The sequence below is a fragment of the Providencia sp. PROV122 genome (assembly GCF_028482365.1).
GTDB classification, from domain to species: Bacteria; Pseudomonadota; Gammaproteobacteria; order Enterobacterales; family Enterobacteriaceae; genus Providencia; species Providencia stuartii.
In genome coordinates this window covers 68,799-90,927 of sequence record NZ_JAMPQI010000004.1, presented here as the reverse complement: position 1 = coordinate 90,927, position 22,129 = coordinate 68,799, and the positions used below count along the sequence as shown (strand labels likewise).

At 39.9% G+C, this 22,129-nt stretch carries 22 protein-coding genes, 2 pseudogenes and 1 riboswitch; of the genes and pseudogenes, 8 read left to right on the top strand and 16 right to left on the bottom strand.

Annotated features, from left to right (window positions below):
• The first annotated feature begins 64 nt into the window (after positions 1-64).
• Both guaB and guaA read left to right on the top strand, forming a co-directional pair.
• Positions 65-1,531, top strand: coding sequence for an IMP dehydrogenase (gene guaB, locus PSE69_RS03650; RefSeq protein ID WP_004920523.1), 1,467 nt, complete (start codon positions 65-67; stop codon positions 1,529-1,531).
• Positions 1,532-1,617: 86 nt separating this feature from the next.
• Positions 1,618-3,195, top strand: coding sequence for a glutamine-hydrolyzing GMP synthase (gene guaA / locus PSE69_RS03645; RefSeq protein WP_004920518.1), 1,578 nt, complete (start codon positions 1,618-1,620; stop codon positions 3,193-3,195).
• 285 nt (positions 3,196-3,480) lie between these two features.
• Here guaA and PSE69_RS03640 read toward each other — a convergent pair whose 3' ends face one another.
• Positions 3,481-4,251, bottom strand: a complete 771-nt coding sequence (locus tag PSE69_RS03640) for a response regulator (RefSeq protein WP_060561062.1) — start codon at positions 4,249-4,251, stop codon at positions 3,481-3,483.
• A 93-nt stretch (positions 4,252-4,344) separates the two neighbouring features.
• Positions 4,345-4,542 (bottom strand): annotated as a pseudogene (locus tag PSE69_RS03635) (IS481 family transposase); the annotation flags it as partial.
• Positions 4,543-4,598: 56 nt separating this feature from the next.
• On the opposite strand from PSE69_RS03635, the pseudogene PSE69_RS03630 reads away from it, so the two are divergent.
• Positions 4,599-4,903, top strand: a pseudogene (locus PSE69_RS03630) (hypothetical protein); the annotation flags it as partial.
• 409 nt (positions 4,904-5,312) lie between these two features.
• Here the strand turns inward: PSE69_RS03630 and PSE69_RS03625 are convergent.
• From PSE69_RS03625 to PSE69_RS03590, 8 genes are all read right to left on the bottom strand, one after another.
• Complete coding sequence (locus PSE69_RS03625) at positions 5,313-6,200, bottom strand: hypothetical protein (protein ID WP_014656099.1); 888 nt, start codon at positions 6,198-6,200, stop codon at positions 5,313-5,315.
• A gap of 215 nt (positions 6,201-6,415) precedes the next feature.
• Entirely contained in the window at positions 6,416-6,733 is a 318-nt protein-coding gene (locus tag PSE69_RS03620; protein WP_004920497.1) for a DUF1634 domain-containing protein, read from the bottom strand.
• Position 6,734: 1 nt separating this feature from the next.
• A complete protein-coding gene (locus tag PSE69_RS03615) occupies positions 6,735-7,580 on the bottom strand; it encodes a sulfite exporter TauE/SafE family protein (RefSeq protein ID WP_061063999.1) in 846 nt (281 codons plus the stop codon).
• A 15-nt stretch (positions 7,581-7,595) separates the two neighbouring features.
• Positions 7,596-8,339: a GntR family transcriptional regulator gene (locus PSE69_RS03610; protein ID WP_014656098.1), complete on the bottom strand. Its 744-nt coding sequence runs from the start codon at positions 8,337-8,339 to the stop codon at positions 7,596-7,598.
• A gap of 213 nt (positions 8,340-8,552) precedes the next feature.
• A complete protein-coding gene (locus tag PSE69_RS03605; protein WP_076914042.1) occupies positions 8,553-8,918 on the bottom strand; it encodes a HipA N-terminal domain-containing protein in 366 nt (121 codons plus the stop codon).
• Complete coding sequence (locus tag PSE69_RS03600; protein WP_004920481.1) at positions 8,893-9,219, bottom strand: helix-turn-helix transcriptional regulator; 327 nt, start codon at positions 9,217-9,219, stop codon at positions 8,893-8,895. Before PSE69_RS03600 ends, PSE69_RS03605 begins: the two co-directional genes overlap by 26 nt.
• A 268-nt stretch (positions 9,220-9,487) precedes the next feature.
• Positions 9,488-10,474 carry an SDR family NAD(P)-dependent oxidoreductase gene (locus PSE69_RS03595; protein WP_060561057.1) on the bottom strand — a complete coding sequence of 329 codons (987 nt, stop codon included), beginning with the start codon at positions 10,472-10,474 and terminating at the stop codon, positions 9,488-9,490.
• Positions 10,475-10,569: 95 nt separating this feature from the next.
• Positions 10,570-11,124, bottom strand: coding sequence for a TetR/AcrR family transcriptional regulator (locus PSE69_RS03590; RefSeq protein WP_223854793.1), 555 nt, complete (start codon positions 11,122-11,124; stop codon positions 10,570-10,572).
• Between the two features lie 475 nt (positions 11,125-11,599).
• Between PSE69_RS03590 and alr the strand changes: the two genes are divergently transcribed.
• Both alr and PSE69_RS03580 read left to right on the top strand, forming a co-directional pair.
• On the top strand, positions 11,600-12,823 hold the full coding sequence (alr, locus tag PSE69_RS03585; RefSeq protein WP_004920471.1) for an alanine racemase: 1,224 nt from the start codon (positions 11,600-11,602) through the stop codon (positions 12,821-12,823).
• Positions 12,824-13,030: 207 nt separating this feature from the next.
• Positions 13,031-13,768: a phosphatase gene (locus tag PSE69_RS03580; RefSeq protein WP_036940444.1), complete on the top strand. Its 738-nt coding sequence runs from the start codon at positions 13,031-13,033 to the stop codon at positions 13,766-13,768.
• A gap of 44 nt (positions 13,769-13,812) precedes the next feature.
• Here PSE69_RS03580 and PSE69_RS03575 read toward each other — a convergent pair whose 3' ends face one another.
• Positions 13,813-14,283 carry a GNAT family N-acetyltransferase gene (locus tag PSE69_RS03575; protein WP_076914040.1) on the bottom strand — a complete coding sequence of 157 codons (471 nt, stop codon included), beginning with the start codon at positions 14,281-14,283 and terminating at the stop codon, positions 13,813-13,815.
• Positions 14,284-14,498: 215 nt separating this feature from the next.
• Between PSE69_RS03575 and PSE69_RS03570 the strand changes: the two genes are divergently transcribed.
• The 3 genes from PSE69_RS03570 to rlmA all read left to right on the top strand — a co-directional run bounded on the left by PSE69_RS03570 (position 14,499) and on the right by rlmA (position 17,526).
• Entirely contained in the window at positions 14,499-15,812 is a 1,314-nt protein-coding gene (locus PSE69_RS03570; RefSeq protein ID WP_004920462.1) for a serine hydrolase domain-containing protein, read from the top strand.
• A gap of 587 nt (positions 15,813-16,399) precedes the next feature.
• Positions 16,400-16,597 (top strand): hypothetical protein, encoded by a 198-nt coding sequence (locus tag PSE69_RS03565; protein ID WP_004920458.1) that lies wholly within the window; start codon positions 16,400-16,402, stop codon positions 16,595-16,597.
• Between the two features lie 107 nt (positions 16,598-16,704).
• The gene (gene rlmA / locus PSE69_RS03560) at positions 16,705-17,526 is read left to right on the top strand and encodes a 23S rRNA (guanine(745)-N(1))-methyltransferase (RefSeq protein WP_040133482.1); all 822 of its coding nucleotides are present in this window, start codon (positions 16,705-16,707) and stop codon (positions 17,524-17,526) included.
• Positions 17,527-17,571: 45 nt separating this feature from the next.
• Here the strand turns inward: rlmA and mntP are convergent, their stop codons facing one another.
• The 5 genes from mntP to manX all read right to left on the bottom strand — a co-directional run bounded on the left by mntP (position 17,572) and on the right by manX (position 21,760).
• Positions 17,572-18,156, bottom strand: coding sequence for a manganese efflux pump MntP (gene mntP, locus PSE69_RS03555; protein ID WP_014656091.1), 585 nt, complete (start codon positions 18,154-18,156; stop codon positions 17,572-17,574).
• Positions 18,157-18,162: 6 nt separating this feature from the next.
• A riboswitch (yybP-ykoY riboswitch) is annotated at positions 18,163-18,341 on the bottom strand.
• A 151-nt stretch (positions 18,342-18,492) separates the two neighbouring features.
• Positions 18,493-18,951, bottom strand: coding sequence for a DUF986 family protein (locus tag PSE69_RS03550; RefSeq protein ID WP_004920450.1), 459 nt, complete (start codon positions 18,949-18,951; stop codon positions 18,493-18,495).
• 90 nt (positions 18,952-19,041) lie between these two features.
• Positions 19,042-19,893, bottom strand: a complete 852-nt coding sequence (locus PSE69_RS03545; protein ID WP_004920447.1) for a PTS mannose transporter subunit IID — start codon at positions 19,891-19,893, stop codon at positions 19,042-19,044.
• Between the two features lie 13 nt (positions 19,894-19,906).
• Positions 19,907-20,707 (bottom strand): PTS mannose/fructose/sorbose transporter subunit IIC, encoded by an 801-nt coding sequence (locus PSE69_RS03540; RefSeq protein ID WP_004920443.1) that lies wholly within the window; start codon positions 20,705-20,707, stop codon positions 19,907-19,909.
• Between the two features lie 87 nt (positions 20,708-20,794).
• On the bottom strand, positions 20,795-21,760 hold the full coding sequence (manX, locus tag PSE69_RS03535; RefSeq protein ID WP_179078391.1) for a PTS mannose transporter subunit IIAB: 966 nt from the start codon (positions 21,758-21,760) through the stop codon (positions 20,795-20,797).
• Positions 21,761-22,129: the final 369 nt, after the last annotated feature.

Sequence of the window (22,129 nt, the reverse complement as noted above, 5' to 3'; positions counted from 1 at the left end):
GTGTGTATAATGCCGCGGCAATATTTTATACCTTTCCATAACGCTGCCTGGTGAGATATTGCCTATGTTACGCATAAAAAAAGAAGCTCTAACTTTCGACGACGTATTGCTCGTTCCTGCACACTCAACCGTATTACCAAACACGGCCGATCTATCAACCCAACTGACTGCAACTATCCGCCTGAATATTCCTATGCTTTCTGCAGCGATGGATACAGTGACTGAATCTGATCTTGCGATTGCACTGGCTCAAGAGGGTGGCCTTGGTTTTATCCACAAAAACATGTCTATTGAGCGCCAAGCGGAAGAAGTTCGTCGCGTGAAAAAACATGAAAGTGGGGTTGTAACTGATCCGGTTACCGTTACCCCTGAGACAACGATCCGTGAAGTTCAAGAAATGGCAGAACGTAATGGTTTTGCTGGTTATCCTGTTGTGGCTGCGGATAAATCGCTCGTGGGGATCATTACAGGTCGTGACGTTCGTTTTGTTACCGATTTGGATCAACCTGTCACTGCGGTAATGACACCGAAAGAGCGTCTCGTTACGGTAAAAGAGGGCGAAGCTCGCGAAGTTGTACTGCAAAAAATGCACGAAAAACGCGTTGAAAAAGCCCTAGTGATCGATGATAACTTCCACCTGTTAGGCATGATCACAGTTAAAGATTTCCAAAAAGCAGAACGTAAACCAAATGCTTGTAAAGACGAACAAGGTCGTCTGCGTGTTGGTGCGGCAGTTGGTGCTGGCGCGGGCAACGAAGAACGTGTTGATGCGCTGGTGGCTGCGGGAATCGACGTATTATTGATCGACTCTTCACACGGTCACTCTGAAGGTGTATTGCAACGTATTCGTGAAACACGCAAAAAATACCCAGACTTACCGATTATCGGTGGTAACGTCGCAACGGCTGAGGGTGCAAAAGCACTAGCGGAAGCGGGTGTGAGTGCCGTTAAAGTGGGTATCGGCCCTGGTTCTATTTGTACTACGCGCATTGTGACGGGGGTCGGTGTACCGCAAATTACGGCAATTGCTGATGCTGTCGAGGCATTAGAAGGAACAGGTATCCCTGTCATTGCCGATGGCGGTATTCGTTTTTCTGGCGATATTTCTAAGGCGATTGCCGCAGGGGCAGCCTGTGTTATGGTTGGCTCCATGTTTGCAGGAACAGAAGAATCTCCGGGTGAAACTATCCTTTTCCAAGGACGTAGCTATAAAGCCTATCGTGGTATGGGCTCATTAGGCGCAATGTCTAAAGGCTCTTCAGACCGTTACTTCCAGTCTGATAATGCGGCTGACAAATTAGTTCCAGAAGGGATTGAAGGGCGCGTTGCTTATAAAGGCCGTCTAAAAGATATTATCCATCAACAAATGGGTGGATTACGTTCCTGTATGGGGCTGACAGGTTGTGGTACTATTGATGATCTTCGTACTAAAGCCGAGTTTGTCCGTATTAGTGGTGCGGGTATCCAAGAAAGCCACGTACATGATGTAACCATCACTAAAGAGTCCCCGAACTACCGTCTGGGACAATAACAGATAATGATTCAGGGTAGCTCCGTAGTTAATTACGGAGCTACCAATTTTTTATTTTTGACTTGAATTTTTGGAATTCTCCTCAAATGACAACAAATATCCATAAGCATCGCATTCTTATCCTTGATTTCGGCTCACAGTACTCACAACTGATTGCTCGCCGTGTTCGTGAAATTGGCGTTTATTGTGAACTCTGGGCGTGGGACGTTTCAGAAGAGCAAATCCGTGAATTCAATCCAAACGGTATCATCCTTTCTGGTGGCCCAGAAAGCACCACAGAAAATGATAGCCCACGCGCTCCTGAGTATGTATTTAATGCAGGTATACCCGTTTTAGGTATCTGCTATGGCATGCAAACCATGTCAATGCAACTTGGTGGTGCCGTCGAGGTTTCTGGTGAGCGTGAATTTGGTTACGCAAAAGTTGAAATCACTGAGCAATGCGATTTGTTCCGTGATATTCAAGACTCACTCAACGAAAATGGTACGCCAGTGCTGGATGTCTGGATGAGCCATGGCGATAAAGTGACTGCGATCCCCGCGGATTTTAAAACTATCGCAAGCACACCAAACTGCCCATTTGCAATCATGGCAAATGAAGAGAAAAAATTCTATGGTGTTCAATTCCACCCAGAAGTAACACACACTTACCAAGGCCTCAATATTCTGAAGCGCTTTGTGCAGGATATTTGCCAATGTGAAGCTCTGTGGACGCCAGCGGCGATTATTGATGATACTGTAGCACGCCTCAAAGAGCAGATTGGCGATGATCATGTGATTTTAGCACTGTCTGGCGGTGTCGATTCTTCTGTAACCGCTTTGTTGTTAAACCGTGCGATTGGTAAACGACTCACGTGTGTATTTGTTGATAACGGCTTGTTGCGTTTAAACGAAGCTGATCAAGTGATGGAGATGTTTGCAGGTAAATTTGACCTAAACATTATCCATGTGAAAGCAGAAGATCGTTTCCTGAGTGCATTAGCAGGTATTCACGACCCAGAAGCAAAACGTAAAGCGATTGGTCATGTATTTATCGATGTGTTTGATGAAGAAGCTTCAAAACAAACGCAAGTTAAATGGTTGGCACAAGGTACTATCTATCCAGATATTATTGAATCTGCGGCGTCAGCGACAGGTAAAGCGCATGTCATTAAATCTCACCATAACGTCGGTGGGTTACCAGAAGATATGAAGTTAGGCCTAGTTGAGCCATTGAAAGAGCTGTTCAAAGATGAAGTTCGTAAAATTGGTCTTGAACTTGGCTTGCCATACGACATGCTATATCGTCACCCATTCCCTGGTCCAGGCCTCGGCGTACGTGTTTTAGGTGAAGTGAAAAAAGAGTATTGTGATCTTCTGCGTCGTGCCGATGCTATCTTTATTGAAGAGCTACACAAAGCAGAGCTTTATCACAAGGTTAGCCAAGCATTTACGGTATTCCTGCCTGTGCGTTCTGTTGGTGTGATGGGTGATGGTCGTAAATACGATTGGGTTGTTTCTTTACGTGCAGTTGAGACAATTGACTTTATGACCGCACACTGGGCTCATTTACCATATGATTTCTTAGGCCGTGTTTCAAACCGCATTATCAATGAGGTCGATGGGATTTCAAGGGTCGTGTATGATATCAGCGGTAAGCCACCAGCAACGATCGAATGGGAGTAGGGCTGGCTATAAATAGCAAATTAAGCCTTTCCAACTAACTTTAATGCCAGTCAGTTTATTGACTGGCATTTTTTATTGAGTATATGACTTCTATTTTTAAGGCCGTAATTCTATAACATCGGCTATGTCCTAAAAATAAAAGCTATTACCAATAAAATGGCGGTATTCCAAAACAGTCTAGCCGGAAGTGCTTACAAGGGCATGATGAGGTCAATCTAATCGACAAATGAGATACTGGCCGTTGTAAGCGTCCGGCAACCGTAGAGGGCGAATTTAATGGCTTTGTTATGAGCCATTGGTAATCGCACCCATGACAGTTTGAAAGAGTTCTTCTGCCCGATTAGTGGAGCCAATTGCACCTCTTTCTCTTGCCATTCTCTTGTGCTCTGGTAAATCTGAGGACGCATAGATCATAAAAGGAGTTTTGTCTCCCATTGCGCGTAATCTTTCTAATAAGACATAACCTTCTTGCGCTCCTTCTTTGCGAGCCATATCCGAAATAATAGCTGCAAACTTATTTGTTTTTAACAATTCCAAGGCTTCGTTAGTTGAAAGAGCTAAAGCGAACTCTATTCCCTGTGCCTCAAATGCATGTCTTTCGTAAACATTATTTTCTGGTCGATCATCCACCCATAAAATACGATTTCGCCATTTTTCATGCTTATTCTGCCGTTTTGCATTGGATACAACATTGACGATTTTTTGCAGCTGGCTTTCAGTGACCTCTACACTATTTTCAGGCTGTTTTGCTGCGGCGGCAGCCAATGATGCTGCTGTAGCTATTTGTGCTCTTAAAAAATTATTTTCATCTTTGAAATCTGACGGACCGTAAAGCTTATTATGGTGTTTTGCAACAAGCCAGAGAAAGCCAAGAAACACAATGACAGGAAAGAAAACCATGAAATAAATAAGGAGAGCTATATGCTCTGATAAGCTATTACCAAAGCCAACGACGAAAGAGGCAAATCCATAAACGAGAACAATAAAAAGTGCAATGATACCAAGAGGGCTTTTGGTAAATCCTATTGCAGTTTCAGCAAATTTCTCTGGTTTCATATCCATCCTCGGTATTGCTTATTACACAGTTAAGTTGTATTAGATTAGGCATGATCTGACAATTACCAGCTATTTATAAAGGTATCTGTCAGATTACATCTGGATTAAGTTTTTCTCAGCCCAGATGTACTTTCCATCAAGTAACGTTTTCATCGGCGTCCGGCCACAGCACATTTTCCCCTAATGGGTTCGCTCATTATTATAGTGAACCAGCCATTCATCAAGAACCGATTGTGACACTTCAAGATTATCATATGACTTTTTGCAGAACGCCACCTGATAAATTTTGTGCCTCTGTCTGTATCCTCAGCATTGTCAGGCTCTGTGGAGTGAGTGACCTCGTTCCCATAGACGACTACGTTATCCACAAAAGCAGGGAAACACAGTGATAGCTGAAGGAAAAACCAAATTTCAGGGTGATTTATCAGTCAGTTTATTCACCATGGGCGATTCACGTTGAATGGCTCTGGCAAGCGTTACATGACACGATAACCGCAGTCATCAGTACTGTTCGATGAGGCAACTGCTGCAAAAGGTACGTGACTTTATGAAAACTGTTAGCCCATTTCCTAGAGGGAAAATATACTGGCAAAAGTATAGCGATATTAGACGCTGCTATTTAGAATCCTCTGCTTGGTCTAAAGCCTACTAAAATATCGACAAGTAGCAAAAAATAAAAAAATTCTGCGTATGGTATGGATGATGGTACTGAGAAAATCCACCTTTCTAACTAGCTGTTATGTTAATGAATATTCTTATCATTGATAATTGAGTGGGAATAATTTAGCTATTGTTGATAACAGTTTTTAGTTGTCGATAAATTCAAAGGCATCAGTTACTTACTGTTGCTTTTTTTGTTTTTAACAGTCTTTAATCGTTGATAATTACCGATAATTTTGACGCTATCAGAAATAATAATGGCTAAAAAGGGCGATCAAGCTATTGGTAGTATTAAAATTAAGAATCCAATTGAGCTTAGTTACTTAGAAAATTTAGCGAATAATGCTTTAATTATCTACGTAGTCAAAAAAACTCTTAGCCTTAATATATCGCCTATATTCTTATAGTTCATTGTTTAGACCATCAAAGTCGACTTCACCTGTTATTTTATCAATATCAAAAAAAGCAACAACGGGAGTGGTTGCTGGATCACCACCTCCTCCTCGACAGTGCGACGACTGGTGATCTTCACGTACTAATAAACGAAACCTATTATTATCATTTATACCTTCATAAAAGTGGCAGGAATATTCTACATTCATCCAGAGCGAAACAACTCTAATCGCTAAATCAAGGCTGGATGGATTAATATCATTGCGATAACTGTCACCATGATTTAACTGCCATAACCGCTCTTTTTTTATCCATCCTCTAACAATTTCACCCGTTGATGTATAATAATTAACAAGAATAAATGTACCTTCAGCATCTTCTTGACCTGAAACTTGGTCTCCAGGGATAACAAATACGTCGTCAACGATGCATGAGTCATCAGGTGCTGAGTAAAAATTCGCTTTTTTATTACCGATAATTTGATAGTGATTATTCTTTACAGGAAAACTAATACCGATTTGTTGTTCTTTTATATTCGCACACTTTTTAGAGGTTGTGATTTTACTTTTCAGACTTTGAAAAAATTGTGCTTGTACCCATCCTGTGACAAATTGATTATTTATATCTCGATAACGAATATATAAATACTCTACACCCTTTATTTCACCAATTTCACGGAAGACTTCTACTTGATCACCTGAAATAATAAATGTTGCTAATCGGCAATTCTTATCCGGTGCAGAATAAAAATAAGCTCTACTTCCGTCTTTGACTACCATTGTTTGGTAATTAAACCCGGCTTCAGCACCATATATAGAAGCGATAAGATCGCATTGCTCATTGGCATGTAATGATATTGAAAATAATAACAAAAAATATAAATAGAACCGTTTCATTTTATTCTTTGAAATTCAGAATAGGGAGTTTCCTTTTTATCAAACATATAATGAATTTGCTTTAGGATTATGATTAGTTATTGCTAAAGTACGCTAAACTCCCATCTGGGCTAGTTTTTCCATCTGGTGAATAATGTTCCTTATTTTCTACAGAGAAGGCTCTAAAACAGACGTATAAACTTTTGTGATCCAAGAAGAATAGACAACACGTCAGGCTAGGGGAGGTCTATTTCAATAAATACACCTGCCGCTATTGTACATAGAACAAAACAAGCAATCGTAGCGTAGAGATAATCGTGCTCACGTAAAAATAGCACTAGCATGAGTATGACTCGAGCAACAGGAAGAAAAATAAATAAAATAATACCTATTTTTATGATGGGATAACCGCCGAATGATAATGGGAAATAGGCAGCAAGTGCATTGATAATAACGCCGATGGCTATCAGTACTGTCGCAAACCATGTACCATACCAGAGCAAATTCGCAATAAGTTGATCTCGTATTTCTATATTTCTTGTGAGCTTCTTCATTCTACACAGACTCAGCCAAAAGTTGGATATCAAAAGCACTTAACAGCATTTGAACTGCCAATAGTGCGAGAATGATGACGAAAAAGATCCGCAATTTTTCCGCTGGTAACCACATCAGTAAGCGCGCGCCAATGAGCGCACCAATAACCGAGCCTAAAGTGATAGGCCCCGCAATATCAATATCGATATCACCACGAACAAAATAAGCGCAGGCACTGGCAGTCGCAGTAACACCGATCATAAAGTTTGATGTGGCAGAAGAAACTTTAAGAGGGAGTCGTAAAGCAGAATCCATCGCAGGAATTTTAAGAACACCAGAACCAATACCGAGTAGTGCGGAAAGTAAACCTGCACCGTACATAAGTAACATACCGAGTGGTAAATGCCCTATTTGATAACTGACTTCTTTTCCGACACGGTCAGGGTAGCTGGCGTGTAATTGTAATCGACTTGCCCAGCTTGTAGGTGGAGAGGTGACATGATGTGTTTGATGCCTTCGAGTCAACATTTGTTTAGCAGAAAGCCCAAGAATAATAGCGAATAGCCCATATAACACTGGCGTTGAAATTATTCCGATAAGAAACACACCCGTTAATGCTCCAATCGTTGTAGCCGTTTCAAGAACGATGGCCAATCTTACATTTGCAAGGCGTCTTTTAAGAAAGGGAGCAGCACTCACACATGAGCAAGCAATCACAGAAATAAGACTTGCTCCGATCGCAATATGAATATCAATACCAAAGATGAATATCAGGATGGGTACAATAAAGATACCACTTGCCATACCTAATACACCGCCAAGGGCGCTTGCGCTAAACGCAGCTAAAACTAGCCATAAAGATCCCATGACTTAATTTCCCTATCATGAACGGTCACGTGGACGTCGAACCAAGCGAGTCACAAAACGAATTAGATCGCCACGGTAATAGAGTTTTTCGTAATCAATAGGGCGATGCCCATGAGTATAGGATGTACGTTCAATCATAAAGACAGCACCCCCCGGCTGAATATTGAGAGCCTGTGCGACTTCAGCAGAAGCGGTAACCGCTTCAAGTCGATATTCTGCTTCGGTCAGTGGTAAGTGATATTTATCTTCCAGTAGAGAAAAAATTGGCTCAACATCAAGGTTATGCGTAGTGATTTTTTCACCAATCTCCTGTGGTAGGTACGTCTCATCAAAAGACATTGCGACACCATCGGCTAGACGGACGCGTTTAATTTGCATCACCAAGCTGCCTGTTGAAACTGAAAGCTGCTTAGCGACATCAGCTTTAGCGGGCACGACCTGTGTTCCGAGCAAACGAGCCGTTGGTGTACGGCCTAGAGCCAACATATCTTCAACAAAGCCTGTCAATTCGGTCAACTCTTGTGTGATTTTAGGCTCTGTGACGAAAGTGCCTTTGCCTCTTCGGATTTCGACTTGCCCACGAGAAACTAGGTTTTCAATAGCCTTACGGATAGTCGTGCGGCTGACATTGAACCTTTCGACCAATTGTTCTTCGGATGGGAGCTGACTACCGGGGGGTAAAATACCGGTAGAGATGTCAGCTGCTAAAGCCGCTTGGACTTGAGCATAAAGTGGTGTGTGTTCTTGTTCAATTTTCATTCGCTAATCATGACATCATGATGTCGTAATGTCAATTTACTAGGCGTAAGATAATTGAAGATTGAATTTTTTATTAGGTGATTAAGAACAAGGCTAAGCATCATTAAAGAGGCGATAAAATACAAAGCGTTAGCTAAGAGAGAGAGTATGGATAGATGGTTTTTACGCGTGAAGAAGTATTAATCGAATGGTCGGAAAGTGATTGCCGCCTTATTAAATGTTCAACCTTAAATTCGCGTTTACCTCGTCGATTAATGACTTTGGCACATCCCATTCCTTTGCTAACGTTGGCCATTTCGAGACATGTTCAATCGTTTCATCGATGACTGCATTACCGAAGTCATCGGGTAGGGAGTCTGCGATTAAACCAGAAAAGCCTTTAAAGGTGTTAAAGTCTAATTCTGGGAAGCGAAATATTGTTGAAGACAAAGGCATTTTTAAAGGGGATAGTTCAATCCCTTTTTTGAGAAAACTGGGTTCGTATTCAAAAGCACCAATCTTTCTCTCTGTATCAAAACTGAGTGCACCGATGGTTTGATTATGATAACTTCCATTACCATTCAATGTGCTCTTCTTCATTCTCTTGTCGCTGACCAGATGCTCTTTGGCGCTTTTTTCCTTGTAATTTAGCTAGTTGTATAGGTGAAATAGGTTGTGCAGGTAAAAATAAATCAAGTTGCTCCGTTAAATTTAAAGCCTGCATGATAGCGATAAAAATTTCTAGTTGCGCTTTACCTTTCTCAGCATTGATAACTGTTTTACGTGCGACACCAGCAAATTCTGCGACCTCAGATTGTGTTAGGTTTTGATTCAAGCGAGCCTGTTTTAATCGTTCTCCAAGTTGCTCTGCAAGTGCAATAGCACTTATTTTATTATTCATATAAAGACCCTATTTGGTGACTTTAAATGCAAAAATAACCGATAATGTAACTATTATGGTACTTTATTTTTATTAAGTAAAGGTTGCTGGTAGTGTAACCAAAAAAGAACTTTAGCATAAAAATACTCATTTAAAGTAACTAAAATGGAACTTTATAAAGATTAGTTTATTTGTTGTTGATAAACCGCGTAAAGGCAAACATGCTTGAAAGCCCCTTAATTGAAAAGGGGCGGATGGACTAGATAACTTTTACCGTGCAAAGGGGTAATTAAGTTATCGGCAGTGAACTATTCTGAGGAAATGCTTCACCAACCATTTGTTCGCTTTTTAGCCATAATGCTTTGGCGAGTTGTGGGTCGATAGCATAAGTGCGAAGACCGAAAAAACCCGGTCCATCATTAACTTGTGCAACTTGGCAATCTTCGCAATATTGACCACCAATTTCATCCGCATCAGCGACGGCAGCAGCCCATACGGTGGTTGCTGCACCTTGTGGGATTGTTTTAGTTTCTAAACTGGATAAACCGGCTTGCTGGTTAAGTGAATTGATCATGGTGCCAATTTCGGCTTGATCTTCAGCTGACATATTGCGGCTCAAGTTAGTAGCAATATTACCGGGGTGAATAGCGCAAGCGCGAATACCCAGGTTGCGATAACGGCGGTCAAATTCAACAGCAAATAAAATGTTGGCAGTCTTTGAACGACTATAGGCAAGTTGTGGCTGATAGTCAGTATAGGAGAAATTAAGATCGTTAATATCAAAATCGAATAAACGGTGTCCTGCTGAGGAAACGCTAATAACACGAGCGCCTGAATTTAATAAAGGTATTAGGCGATTAACAAGTACAAAATGACCTAAGTGGTTAATACCAAACTGAGTTTCAAAACCATCGGCAGTATGACCAAATGGTGTCGCCATCACACCAGCGTTATTAATGATAATATCAATTGGTTTTCCGGCTGCGAGTAGTTTGTCAGAGCATGTGCGTACAGAGGCAAGCGATGAAAGATCTAATTCAACGAGCTCGAAACTGCCTTGTGGGTTAGCGCCACGAATAGCGTGAGCTTGCTTTTCACTTTTAGCAGTATGGCGAACGGTACCAATAACATGAGCGCCACGTGCGGTTAATGCTCTAGCAATTTCAACGCCAAGACCAGAAGAAGTTCCTGTAACGAGAATACGTTTATGACTTAAATCGATGTTATTTAAAACGTCATCAGCGGTGGAGGTGGCACCGAATAGGTTCTTTTTCATGTAATTCTCCTTAATATATGAGCACTAAAAAAGCCCCGCGCTCTTAATTTCAATATGGAAAACAACTTACTACATGATGGTGATTGACTGATTTTTTAACAAATCGAAACGGGAGCTGTAAAACAGTCAACGAGTATTTTTGTGCGTTGAAATAATTCGGTGGTGGTTGGGTTATCTGCAAGTTGGCCATTTAATGCCAATAAAAAGACCTTTGCTGCCATCTCATCTTGTAAAATGACTGCAACACATTGCAGGATAAATTGCTGGTGCTGCTGCACAATACTAGGGGCAAGCTGCTCACAGATATCATAAAATTCTGCACCCATCGGTGCGCCTATCCTGTCAGCCCAAGGTTCGAGGATCAGTAATTGGCTAACTTGCATTAAACGCTCTTGTGAGGAGCGTTGTGAGTGAGCCACTTTTTTGGCGCTAGGTTGCCTTGATACCAACCATTCAACAAATACGTTGATGAAAATTTGCTCTTTATCTTTAAAATGTTTGTATAACAGTGTACGAGAAAGATGGGCTCTGTTCGCAATATCCTCAAGTGAGGTTTTTTTAAATCCAAAATTTAAGAAGCACCAACGAGCAGATTGTAAAATATGCGTTTGTCGTTGATTAATTTCTTCTTGGTGCATCTTTATTGGCACATCCACGCTCCATATAGGCTAATGCGAATTTGACATTATTAGACAATCTTATTTGGATGTTGACAAAGTTAACTAATATTGTCAATTCGTCAAAATAACTAGATGTAAAGCTCGCTTTATGGAAGTGACTAAATACGTTACTTCCATGATGGGCTAAATAACGTTGATAAATAGCATGATTAATCGGGTTTGTATGCGCGTCATAGAAACGTACTTTTAGCTAATGCCGATAGGAAAACCTTTTTTAATGTAAATTTATCAAATGGTTATGTTTGTTTTGTTGAATGGCTTGGTTATTATTCACCCTTAATCAAAATAATTAATTATTCACTTTTACTGCATTAATTGCTTGTTCAAAATATTCAACTTGATATTATTTCTATCCTATATGCATCAAATGTATATTTTCACTCTCCATAATTATAAAAATAATTTATTGGAGAATCTATTTCATTGATTACTAAGGATATAAAAGATGTCATTTCGGTTGAGATATCTTGCTTTACTTCCTCTATTGGTCGCAACAGCTTGCCAGCAACCTGCAAACACCAACACCAAAGCGATCCCTGACGCACAAGTCCAACCCATTATTGTGAATAATTCTTGGATAGAAATTTCTCGTAGTGCACTCGATTTCAATATTAAAAAAGTGCAGGCGTTGCTGGGGGATAAGTCATCGCTTTGTGCTGTATTGAAAGGGGATGCGTATGGTCATGATTTGACGCTGGTAACGCCTCTGATGATTGAAAATAATGTGCAATGTATTGGCTTAACAAATAATCAAGAATTTAAACAAGTCAGAGAGTTAGGTTTCAAAGGCCGTTTGATGAGAGTGCGTAATGCCACTGAACAAGAAATGGCACAAGCAACAGCCTATGACGTTGAAGAGCTTATCGGTAATCTCGATATGGCACAGCGTTTAAATGATATTGGTAAAAAGCAAAATAAAGTAATACCAATCCATTTAGCGTTGAATTCAGCGGGAATGTCACGTAATGGGCTAGAAGTGAGTCATGCGCAAGGCCTCAATGACGCAAAAATGATTGCTCAATTACCTCAGCTAAAAGTTGTTGGCATCATGTCGCATTATCCTGAAGAAGATGAGGCTCAAATCCGCAAAGATTTAGCGAAGTTTAAAAAGCAGTCACAACAAGTCCTTGATGTAACTGGATTGAAGCGTGAAGATGTCATTTTGCATGTGGCGAATACCTATGCAACCATCACTGTACCTGAGTCATGGCTTGATATGGTGCGTGTTGGCGGTATTTTCTATGGTGACACGGTAGCAACGAAAGACTATAAGCGTGTCATGACATTAAAATCGAATATTGCCTCGGTGAATCATTACCCTAAAGGAAACACGGTCGGTTATGACAGAACCTATACGCTAAAACGTGACTCTGTATTGGCTAATATTCCTGTCGGTTATGCTGACGGCTACCGCCGAGTATTCAGCAATGCGGGGCACGCATTAATTAATGGGCAGACGGTGCCTGTATTAGGAAAAACATCAATGAATACCGTGATGGTCGATGTGACTGACTTAAAGCAAGTCCAACCCGGAGATGAAGTTGTTTTCTTTGGTAAACAAGGTAATGGTGAAATCACTGCCGAAGAGGTTGAAGATATCAGTGGAGCATTATTTACTGAAATGTCAATTCTTTGGGGAGCGACCAACAAACGTATTCTTGTTGATTAAAGATAGCATTATAGTAGGAAAAGAGAGCGAGTAGATATTCGCTCTTTTTATTTGTCATTTAGGCGTGTCACTGCTGATATTGGCGTATCCATTAAAATATGAGTTATGGCATCGCTATCGTAATAACATCTTGATATGTTAGCTTGAATGATCATTTGATTATTTGATAGTGTCGGAAGGCACACAATAGAATTAGAAGGGTAGCATATGTATCAAGTTGATTTGCATGCGCATACTATTGCCAGCACACATGCCTATAGCACGGTTAATGAGTATTTTTCCGAGGCAGCACGTAGAGGGATAAAACTGTTTGCCATTACAGATCATGGCCCTGAAATGGACGATGCTCCACATCAGTGGCATTTTGCCAATATGCCTATTTTGCCACGTATTGTGAATGGCGTTGGTTTGCTCTACGGTATTGAAGCGAATATTAAAAATAAGCAAGGTGAAATCGACTGTAATGAAAAAATGAACAGGCAATTAGATATTATCTTAGCGGGCTTTCATGAACCAGTTCTTGCACCACAAAGTCAGGCAGATAATACAGAAGCGATGATTGCCACAATTCAAAGCGGCAAAGTACACATTATTACGCATCCGGGGAACCCTAAATACCCGATTGATATTCGTGCGGTTGCTCAAGCAGCAAAAGAGTGTAATGTCGCATTGGAAATGAATAACTCATCATTTTTGCATTCTCGCGTTGGCAGTGAATCAAATTGTCTGGCAATAGCTAAAGCAGTGAAAGAAGCGGGTGGCTGGGTTTCATTGGGCTCTGATTCACATTATGCGGGATATTTAGGTAATTTTGATAAAGTGGTTGAGATGTTAACCGCGATTGATTTTCCCCAAGAGCAGATCTTAAATGTCACTCCCCGCAGGGTATTGGATTTTCTTGAATCACATGGAAGAAAAGCCATTCCTGAATTTGCTGATTTTTAAATTATAAAGCCGTTTAGTCATCATTAAACGGCTGAAATAGGTTGCTAAAGCGATAAGGTCATATTAATACAAGGAAGATAGCTTTGAGCTAATGCAGAATAATATTGGCCTTTGTTTTGAGAAATAAACCCTTGCTTTTGATAAAACCGTTCGGCATTAGGTGTCGATTCTAAAGTGAGTTGTTTGATATGACGGAATTTAGCTTCTTGTTTGATCCTGTCCATAATTAAACGGGCTGCGCCTAAACCTGAATATTCAGGTAAAGTAAAAATAGCATCAACACTGTGCTGTTTAAGGTTTAAGAAACCTGTGGCGATTGGAATATTAAGCTCATTAACAACCACAAAAAATGGATTTTCTTCCACCATAGTTCGATAGCTTTCTGGCATTTTGCCTGGCGTCCACGCCATAATCACACTATGGCTAAAGCTTTGTTTACAAGAGTGACGAATCGCGTTATTTCTGATAAACCAAAGTTGTTCGGCTTCAGATGGTACAGCGAGTCTAATTTCCATTAAGCCCCCAGTTACATAATAAATTTCTGTGTTATCAAATCAGAAATCAGATTAATAAACAACTTAATCACCAAAGTACTGCTGAAGATTAAAAGTAATCCCATAAAAGAGCCGTATCCCTTCGTCTTTTTGGTCGATAGCGATAATAAAATCCAACGCTAAGATATTAATGACAATAAAAAGAGCTAGTTGTTATTATTATAAAAGGTCACCCTATGAAAAAATACAAAGTAAATGTATGTTTATTCTCGGCTTTATTCTTTACATCGCTCTATGGTTATGCAAATCAAACTGACAACGAATGTCATGTGCCTGCTTTATCGCAATGCCCTCAGCCTGTTGATAGTCACTACCCAAATGTTAAAGACATGCTGACATGGGATCAAAATGAACGATTGCTTGGTTTTCGTAATGATTACCGCTCTTACCCCGGAGATGTATTCCATGCAATTAATCCCAAACCGCTAGAAAGAGAAATTCAAAACTTAGTTGATGTCACTTACCAATTGAAAGGGATGACATATAACCTTGATGACTATATTAAGCGTAATGATGTTACCGCGTTAATGGTGATAAAACAGGGAAAAGTCGTCTTTGAATATTATGGTAAAGGAAACACGCCAAAAACGTTATGGACCTCGCGCTCGGTCGGAAAATCAGTTGTTTCAACTCTAGTTGGGATAGCACTACAGGAAGGTAAAATAGCCTCATTAGACGATGCCATCGTTAAATACAATCCAAGTGTTAAAGGAACCGCTTGGGAAGATGTGACAATAAGGCAGTTGTTACAACACACCTCTGGGGTTGAGTGGGGGGAAGATTATGAAAACCTAAACTCAGATTTTGCCAAAATGACCGAGTGTGAAGCAAACCCGAAAATCTATGAGTGTGTGCAACAGTTAGTTATCAATCCTAAACGAAAATCCTATGCAAAAGCTGGGGAAGTGTGGCAATACAATTCAGGCGGTGCGTGGTTATTAGGGGATACACTTGAAAAAGCAACGGGTGTATCGATAGCACAATATCTCGAAAATAAGATATGGCAACCTTTTGGTATGACGAGCGACGGGGTATGGCAAAGCTATGAATTAAATAAACATAATACAGGGGCACATGGTTTTAATGCCACGTTAGAGGATTGGGGTAAGTTTGGGCTATTTTTTGCAGGGAATGGAGTCTTGCCAGATGGTCACAAATCATTACCGGATAATTGGGTGAATGAGTCTAAAAGCTGGGTACAAGCGAAAAACTCGGTGAATCCAAGTTACCCAGAAGGGATCTATGGCTTTGAATGGTGGAACAATAGCGTTCCGCAAAAAATGCAAAATGCACAACCTAAAGAGGGCCTAGATGGGAACAATACATTGTGGGCATTGGGAATTTTTGGGCAAATTATTGTGGTCAATCCAAAAGAGCAGCTAGTCATTGTTCAGTGGTCCACATGGCCAGTTGCTCATCCAGCAGAAGATGGGCAGCCGTTAGAAGCCTCATTAGTTTTTAATGCAATTAATAACTATCTAAACAAATAATATACTTAATAAATATGAAACGATCGCTCAATTAAAACAAGCGATCGTTTTTATATGTAAAAAGAGTTAATTTGGAAAATAAAAAATAGATTGACTCCTTGTTGAGCTTTCATTGATATTTCACAGCCAATAGATGACGATTTTTTTTTGATTTTTTGCCTATCGGATAATTTAAAATGTTGTAATTTGTGTTATGTGGTTTTTTATATTTACTTTGAAGCGGTAAAATGGCTTCTTTATCATGATATTACTCAATAAATAAATTCAATTGGTTTTTATGAGTGTCTCGCCTTTTGTTATCTTATTGTTTTTGTTGGATAAATAAATCAATGAGTAATTGATGTTATTTTTTAATAAAAATGAATAGGTAAAGAAAATAAAGTTATCACTAAAAGGAATTTTCTATCATTAGACTCATTGTTAATAAAGTAAATAGAACATCAACAAATCGCATAAATATTACCTCATAAATAACCTATAAAAAATTTATAAATCTTTAAGTTTTTCCTATTGTAGTGTATTTAAAAAATATGATTTATTGATATCGCAAGAACATCCTTGTATACATAAATTTGAAGGTATTTAGAATGAAAAAGTTATTAGCAATTGCGACGGTATTGTCATTAGCCATTTCGGGTTCGGCACTCGCTGCAGGTACAGCAAAAGAGGGGAAAACATCGCCTACGGTGAAAACACAGCAAAGTAGCCAATCGCATTCATCGAGCAACAGCAAAGCTCATAATCAACCAGTAAAGAAAAAGACTCCAGACTCTACTAAAGGTTAATGAGCCACCACTAATGTCAATCCAGTCTCAGTGCCATGGGAAATATACAGCCCGTGGCGCTGAATCTATATGGTATACTGCTTTTTATTTATTAAGATATACCTGTTATGAGCTATCAATGCCCCCTGTGTTTTAGTCCTTTAAAGTTGAATAATAATAGTTGGCAGTGTTCCAATAACCATCAATTTGATCGTGCAAAAGAAGGTTATGTGAACTTACTGCCAGTACAACATAAGCGTTCTAAGGATCCTGGTGACAGTGCCGAAATGATGCAGTCTCGGCGGCAATTTTTAAATGCAGGTCATTATGATCCAATGCGTCAATGTGTGACTGAGAAATTAGCGCAATACCTTTCTGAGCAGAGTGAAAATGTATTAGATATTGGTTGTGGAGAAGGGTATTACACTGACTATTTTATGCAAAGCTTAATAAAACAGCGGGCAATTAAAGCTGTTTTTGGGTTAGATGTATCAAAAGCCGCTATTCGTTATGCAGCAAAACGCTATCCATCAGTCAATTTTTGTGTTGCCTCTAGTCACCGTTTGCCTTTCCCTGAACAAAGTATTGATGCAATTGTTCGTATTTATGCACCTTGCAAAGCGGAAGAATTAGCTAGAGTTCTGCAACGTTCGGGAATACTGATTACTGTAACACCGGCTCCTGAACACTTACAGGAATTGAAACAGTTGATTTATAGTGAGGTTAAATTACATCCAATTAAAGAAGAAGCCTTGCCGCAATTTAAATTAGTGGATGAAACCAATTTAAAGTACTCAATGCACTTAACAGGGGATGAAGCATTTGCATTATTACAAATGACCCCTTTTGCATGGCGAGCTTCTGTGGATGTTAAAAATACATTACAACAGTCAGAACCAAAAGATTATACGGCTGATTTTCTGATACGGGTGTATCAACTTATTGATTAACAAAATGAGATTACTCCCCCTACCAGTTCAGTAGGGGGGTATAAATTATGCGCTGTACATAAATACTTCGAGATGTTCGAAGAGGATATTAAAGCCAATAGCGATTAATACTATCCCACCGATAATTTCTGCTTTTTTTCCTAATAGTGGCCCCACATAACGACCAATCATCATACCTACCGTGGCCATGATCATGGTCATGAGGCCAATTGTCATTGCGGTATGCACAATATCAACTTGTAAAAATGCAAGACCAAGTCCGATAGCCATTGCATCAAGACTAGTGGCAATAGCAGAAAGTACTAAGCTAAGAGAGCTGTTGCGTGAAGGCGGTGTGCAGCAGTCATCATCGCTTTTGGCTTTAATACCTTGCCAAATCATACGAGAGCCAAGAATGAAGAGCAGGCCAAAAGCAATCCAATGATCCCAACGAATAACATATTGGCTTGCGAGAATACCAATTCCCCAGCCTATAATTGGGGTGAGTGCTTCAATAATACCGAAAATAAAACCAGTGCGGAGGATCTCTTTAAAGCGGGGTTTGTGCAGAACAGCACCTTTACAGATAGCGACAGCAAATGCGTCCATGGAAAGGGCGAGTGCTAAAATAAGCGTAGCGTAAAAGCTCATAATATAAACCTCGGTTGGGTGCATCCATATACACATGAATTACCCCCAACCAAAAGGCTTATTCATGTGTCTATGGTCTTGCCAACCAAGATGGCGTCCGCACCACGTTTAAAAAACAAACGAGTATGTTGATACGGACATTCTGGATATATTTCCAGAACAGGCTACTCCCCAATGACGTGGTTCGAAAGATATCATAAATTAATTGAAAGGCAACACTTAATTTTATGTGGATATTAAAATTTATTGAGAATAATTTTCATTTGCAGAAATAAAAAAATTGAGGTTAATTAAATTTGTTATTAACCTCAATCTTAATGTGAATATATATAACCATTATTTATGATTAATGAAAAATTCATATATTCTTTGTAAATCATCAAGTTGAGAAACTTGAATGTGGATTTTCTTATGCTCTAATCCGATAATTAGAATTCCGTCTTCTGATAAATTCATTGTTTTTATTCTGTCGTACAATATAAATGTGTTTGCAAAATAAAAACCTGTTTGTTTAAAAAATAGCTTTGGTGCTCGAATAAAAGCCAAATAGACTGACATTAAAATTGTAACCATTAATAAATAAGTGGTTAACATACTACCGTGTCGTGAAATATTGGTATAAATAACGATACAGATTAAGACAATAAAGATAATTGCATCGACACGATGTTTACGTCTGAGGTTAATTTTGAGTAGGGTTTTTCCCTTAAGTAAATGTTGAATAAACTCATCGTAAATTGCATACAGCAGCATCAGTAAAATAATAATGGCTAGTATGAAATCATTTAAGGTCATTTTCAGTGCCCTTGGCTAAGTAAACGTGCTAGAGAGCTTAAAAGTAAAAATGGGAGGCTGCAACCTCCCATTTCAGTTTATTACAGCAAATTATGGTGCTAAGAACTTCAACCAAGCACCTAAGATACCAAGGCCAAAGAAGCCAATGATGATCCACAGTGGGTTAACTTTACGGCGAAGTAGCCACATACATGCAAAAGTTAGTAATAATGGAACTAAACCAGGCATCAAATCATTCAAAATATCTTGAATGGTTTTGATTTCCATAACTTTTGTTGTTGGGTTCTCAATATTGGAAACAACGACGGGAATGTTGACCTTGGTCCATTTATTCACCAAGGCACCCATAACAAATAGCCCCAGTATTGATGCACCTTCAGTCAGTTTTTGTAAGAATCCGCCACCGATATCTTGAACAATATCAACCCCTTTTTTATAGCCATACGCAACGCCATAGTAGAGCGTTAATAGGCGAACAAGGTTGAATAGAACAAAGAAGAGGATTGGGCCGAGTAGGTTACCAGTCATTGCAATACCGGCGCCTAGGGCTGCAAATACAGGACGAACAGTACCCCAGAAGATTGGGTCACCAACCCCGGCAAGAGGTCCCATTAAACCCACCTTAATACCGTTGATGGCACCATCATCAATATCTGCACCATTCGCACGTTGCTCTTCCATCGCCATGGTGACACCTAAAACAGGCGCAGCAACGTAAGGGTGGGTGTTAAAGAACTCAAGATGGCGTTTGATTGCTTGTTTACGCTCATCGTTATTTTCAGGATACAGGCGACGGATCACCGGAACCATTGAATAACAGAAGCCCAGCGCTTGCATACGTTCAAAGTTCCAAGAACCTTGTAACAAGTTAGAACGCAAGAAGACGCCGCGAATATCGCTTTGTGTAAGCTTTTTCGCTGTTGGATTTGTTGTATCTACCATGGTTGCGCTCCTCCTAGTCTAATTCATTATCAAGGTTGTTGTTGCTATTATTTTGTGCGACAACAACTTGAGATTTATTGTATTTCGGGCTGAGTTGGATATACAGGATAGCCATAACCGCACCGATCACACCCAGCGCAACAAGGTTAAATTCGGTAAATGCCGCAGTAACAAAGCCTAAGTAGAAGAATGGCATTAGATAGCCTGCACGCATCATATTGATAACCATTGCATAACCGACAACAACGATCATACCACCAGCAATGTTCAGACCATCAGTAACGACCTGTGGAATTGAATCCAGTAGTTCTCTTACCTCAGAGGTACCAACAGAAACTGCAACGATAAGCGCTGGGATCGCAATACGCATTGCTTGAAGTAATAATGCAGAAACATGGATCCAACTGATAGCGGTTAAATTACCACTGACGGCAGCACGGTCAGCAGCATGTTGGAATGCAACGGTAACGGTACGCACAATAATGGTAAGGACTTGTCCAGCCGCCGCCAGTGGAATTGCGATGGCGATACCAGCCCCGATATTTTGTCCACCAGCAATGACCAGAATGGTTGAAATAATTGATGCAAGTGCGGCATCAGGTGCGACAGCAGCCCCAATGTTCATCCAACCTAATGCGATCATTTCCAGCGTACCACCGATGATGATACCGGTTTTCATATCTCCCAAAACGATACCGACAAGCGTACAGGCAACGAGTGGGCGATGGAACTGGAATTCATCGAGAATAGAACCCATACCAGCGATACAGGCCACGATGAAAACCAGTACTATTTGAACAACGGTGAGTTCCATTGTTTAATCTCCTGTAACCAAACAAGTTTGGTAAATCTGTTTTCGAGTAATGGTTAAAATTAAATAATATTAACGGTTTAACTAAGACTAATTTTTAAATTTTTTAATCAAATCCATCATCTGAACTTTGCTGTCAGAAGCGACTTTTCGTACTTCTAATTCAATATTTTTATCATTCAGATAGTTGAACGCTTCAATATCTTTTTGGTTGATAGAAACCGCATTCGTAACTTGAGTTTTTCCTTCATGGAACGCCATACCACCGATATTGACAGAGGTGATATCAACACCAGCTTCAACCAAACGTTGTACATCCGTTGGGTTTGTGAACAATAACATGACGCGTTCGCCTGCGTATTTTGGGTTGTTATAAACACGAATACACTTAGCAATATCAACGACATGTGCTGTTACGCCAGGAGGAGCAACTTGTTTTAGTAATGTTGAACGTACCTGATCTTTTGCCACCTCATCGCTGACGACAATAATGCGTTTAACGCGAGTTTCTTTTGTCCAGCGTGTAGCTACTTGACCATGGATTAATCGGTCATCAATACGCGCAAGTGCAATCACCATATGTTCGCCAGGGCCAGCAGTGACTGTTTGTACTGGAGCAGGTTGTTGAACGGGGGATGGAGTAGCAGCGGCTTCTGGCTCTTTAAATTTCAGTGCCCGAATACCACCACGGCCTGTTTCTAAAGCAACGGAGATTAATTCGTCTATTGAAGGGTTATCGTCACGACACATAAAAGTTTCAACTAACATAGGCACATTAACGCCAGTGACTATTTCATAGTTTTCATGCTCGTTTACGATACGGCTAGCTGCGTTAAAGGGACTACCTCCCCATGTATCAACTAAAAATATTACCCCCTGGGAGGTATCTAAATCAGCTAGTTTTGCTGTGTACTTATCAAATAGGGTGTCTGCGTTTTCCCCTGGTACAAAGTCAATAAACGAGACATTTTCTTGCTCGCCTATCAACATTTCGGTGGTTCGTAGAAGCTGCTCTGCCGCCACACCGTGTGTACCAATCATAATAGCTATACTCACTTGATTTCCCTCTTAACAGATATAGAACGGAATTTGTAAATCAGGTCAAAATTGAATCAGCTTAATTAAACCTCCTAATAGAAAATGATATTGATAATTTTAGCTGAATAAATTCACTCTATTTTATTCAGTTAGAAAACTGTTAATTTGCTAACCATTAGAGTCAATATCCGTAGCATAACATTTCGCATTAGTGTAAAAACTTGTTTTGCGTCAGAAAATTAAAAACATGTATTTTATTTCAAATAAAATACATATATTGTCTGAGTATATTGGTTTTATTAAATAAATAAACTATATATATGACAAAAACAGTGTATGTGACTGTTATCGGTAACAAAAAAATAGCAAAAAGAGTAAGGGATTTAA

Excerpts from the sequence above, each read along its gene's own strand:
- PSE69_RS03600 (WP_004920481.1), bottom strand. The coding sequence starts at position 9,219 with ATGAATAATAAAATAAGTGCTATTGCACTTGCAGAGCAACTTGGAGAA.
- PSE69_RS03620 (WP_004920497.1), bottom strand. The coding sequence starts at position 6,733 with ATGAAGAAGCTCACAAGAAATATAGAAATACGAGATCAACTTATTGCG.
- mntP (WP_014656091.1), bottom strand. The coding sequence starts at position 18,156 with ATGAGCTTTTACGCTACGCTTATTTTAGCACTCGCCCTTTCCATGGAC.
- PSE69_RS03605 (WP_076914042.1), bottom strand. The coding sequence starts at position 8,918 with ATGAAGAAGAGCACATTGAATGGTAATGGAAGTTATCATAATCAAACC.
- PSE69_RS03545 (WP_004920447.1), bottom strand. The coding sequence starts at position 19,893 with ATGGTAGATACAACAAATCCAACAGCGAAAAAGCTTACACAAAGCGAT.
- rlmA (WP_040133482.1), top strand. The coding sequence starts at position 16,705 with ATGAGCTATCAATGCCCCCTGTGTTTTAGTCCTTTAAAGTTGAATAAT.
- PSE69_RS03580 (WP_036940444.1), top strand. The coding sequence starts at position 13,031 with ATGTATCAAGTTGATTTGCATGCGCATACTATTGCCAGCACACATGCC.
- alr (WP_004920471.1), top strand. The coding sequence starts at position 11,600 with ATGTCATTTCGGTTGAGATATCTTGCTTTACTTCCTCTATTGGTCGCA.
- PSE69_RS03615 (WP_061063999.1), bottom strand. The coding sequence starts at position 7,580 with ATGGGATCTTTATGGCTAGTTTTAGCTGCGTTTAGCGCAAGCGCCCTT.
- PSE69_RS03610 (WP_014656098.1), bottom strand. The coding sequence starts at position 8,339 with ATGAAAATTGAACAAGAACACACACCACTTTATGCTCAAGTCCAAGCG.
- PSE69_RS03570 (WP_004920462.1), top strand. The coding sequence starts at position 14,499 with ATGAAAAAATACAAAGTAAATGTATGTTTATTCTCGGCTTTATTCTTT.
- PSE69_RS03565 (WP_004920458.1), top strand. The coding sequence starts at position 16,400 with ATGAAAAAGTTATTAGCAATTGCGACGGTATTGTCATTAGCCATTTCG.
- PSE69_RS03640 (WP_060561062.1), bottom strand. The coding sequence starts at position 4,251 with ATGAAACCAGAGAAATTTGCTGAAACTGCAATAGGATTTACCAAAAGC.
- PSE69_RS03595 (WP_060561057.1), bottom strand. The coding sequence starts at position 10,474 with ATGAAAAAGAACCTATTCGGTGCCACCTCCACCGCTGATGACGTTTTA.
- PSE69_RS03625 (WP_014656099.1), bottom strand. The coding sequence starts at position 6,200 with ATGAAACGGTTCTATTTATATTTTTTGTTATTATTTTCAATATCATTA.
- PSE69_RS03575 (WP_076914040.1), bottom strand. The coding sequence starts at position 14,283 with ATGGAAATTAGACTCGCTGTACCATCTGAAGCCGAACAACTTTGGTTT.
- guaA (WP_004920518.1), top strand. The coding sequence starts at position 1,618 with ATGACAACAAATATCCATAAGCATCGCATTCTTATCCTTGATTTCGGC.
- PSE69_RS03550 (WP_004920450.1), bottom strand. The coding sequence starts at position 18,951 with ATGACCTTAAATGATTTCATACTAGCCATTATTATTTTACTGATGCTG.
- PSE69_RS03540 (WP_004920443.1), bottom strand. The coding sequence starts at position 20,707 with ATGGAACTCACCGTTGTTCAAATAGTACTGGTTTTCATCGTGGCCTGT.
- guaB (WP_004920523.1), top strand. The coding sequence starts at position 65 with ATGTTACGCATAAAAAAAGAAGCTCTAACTTTCGACGACGTATTGCTC.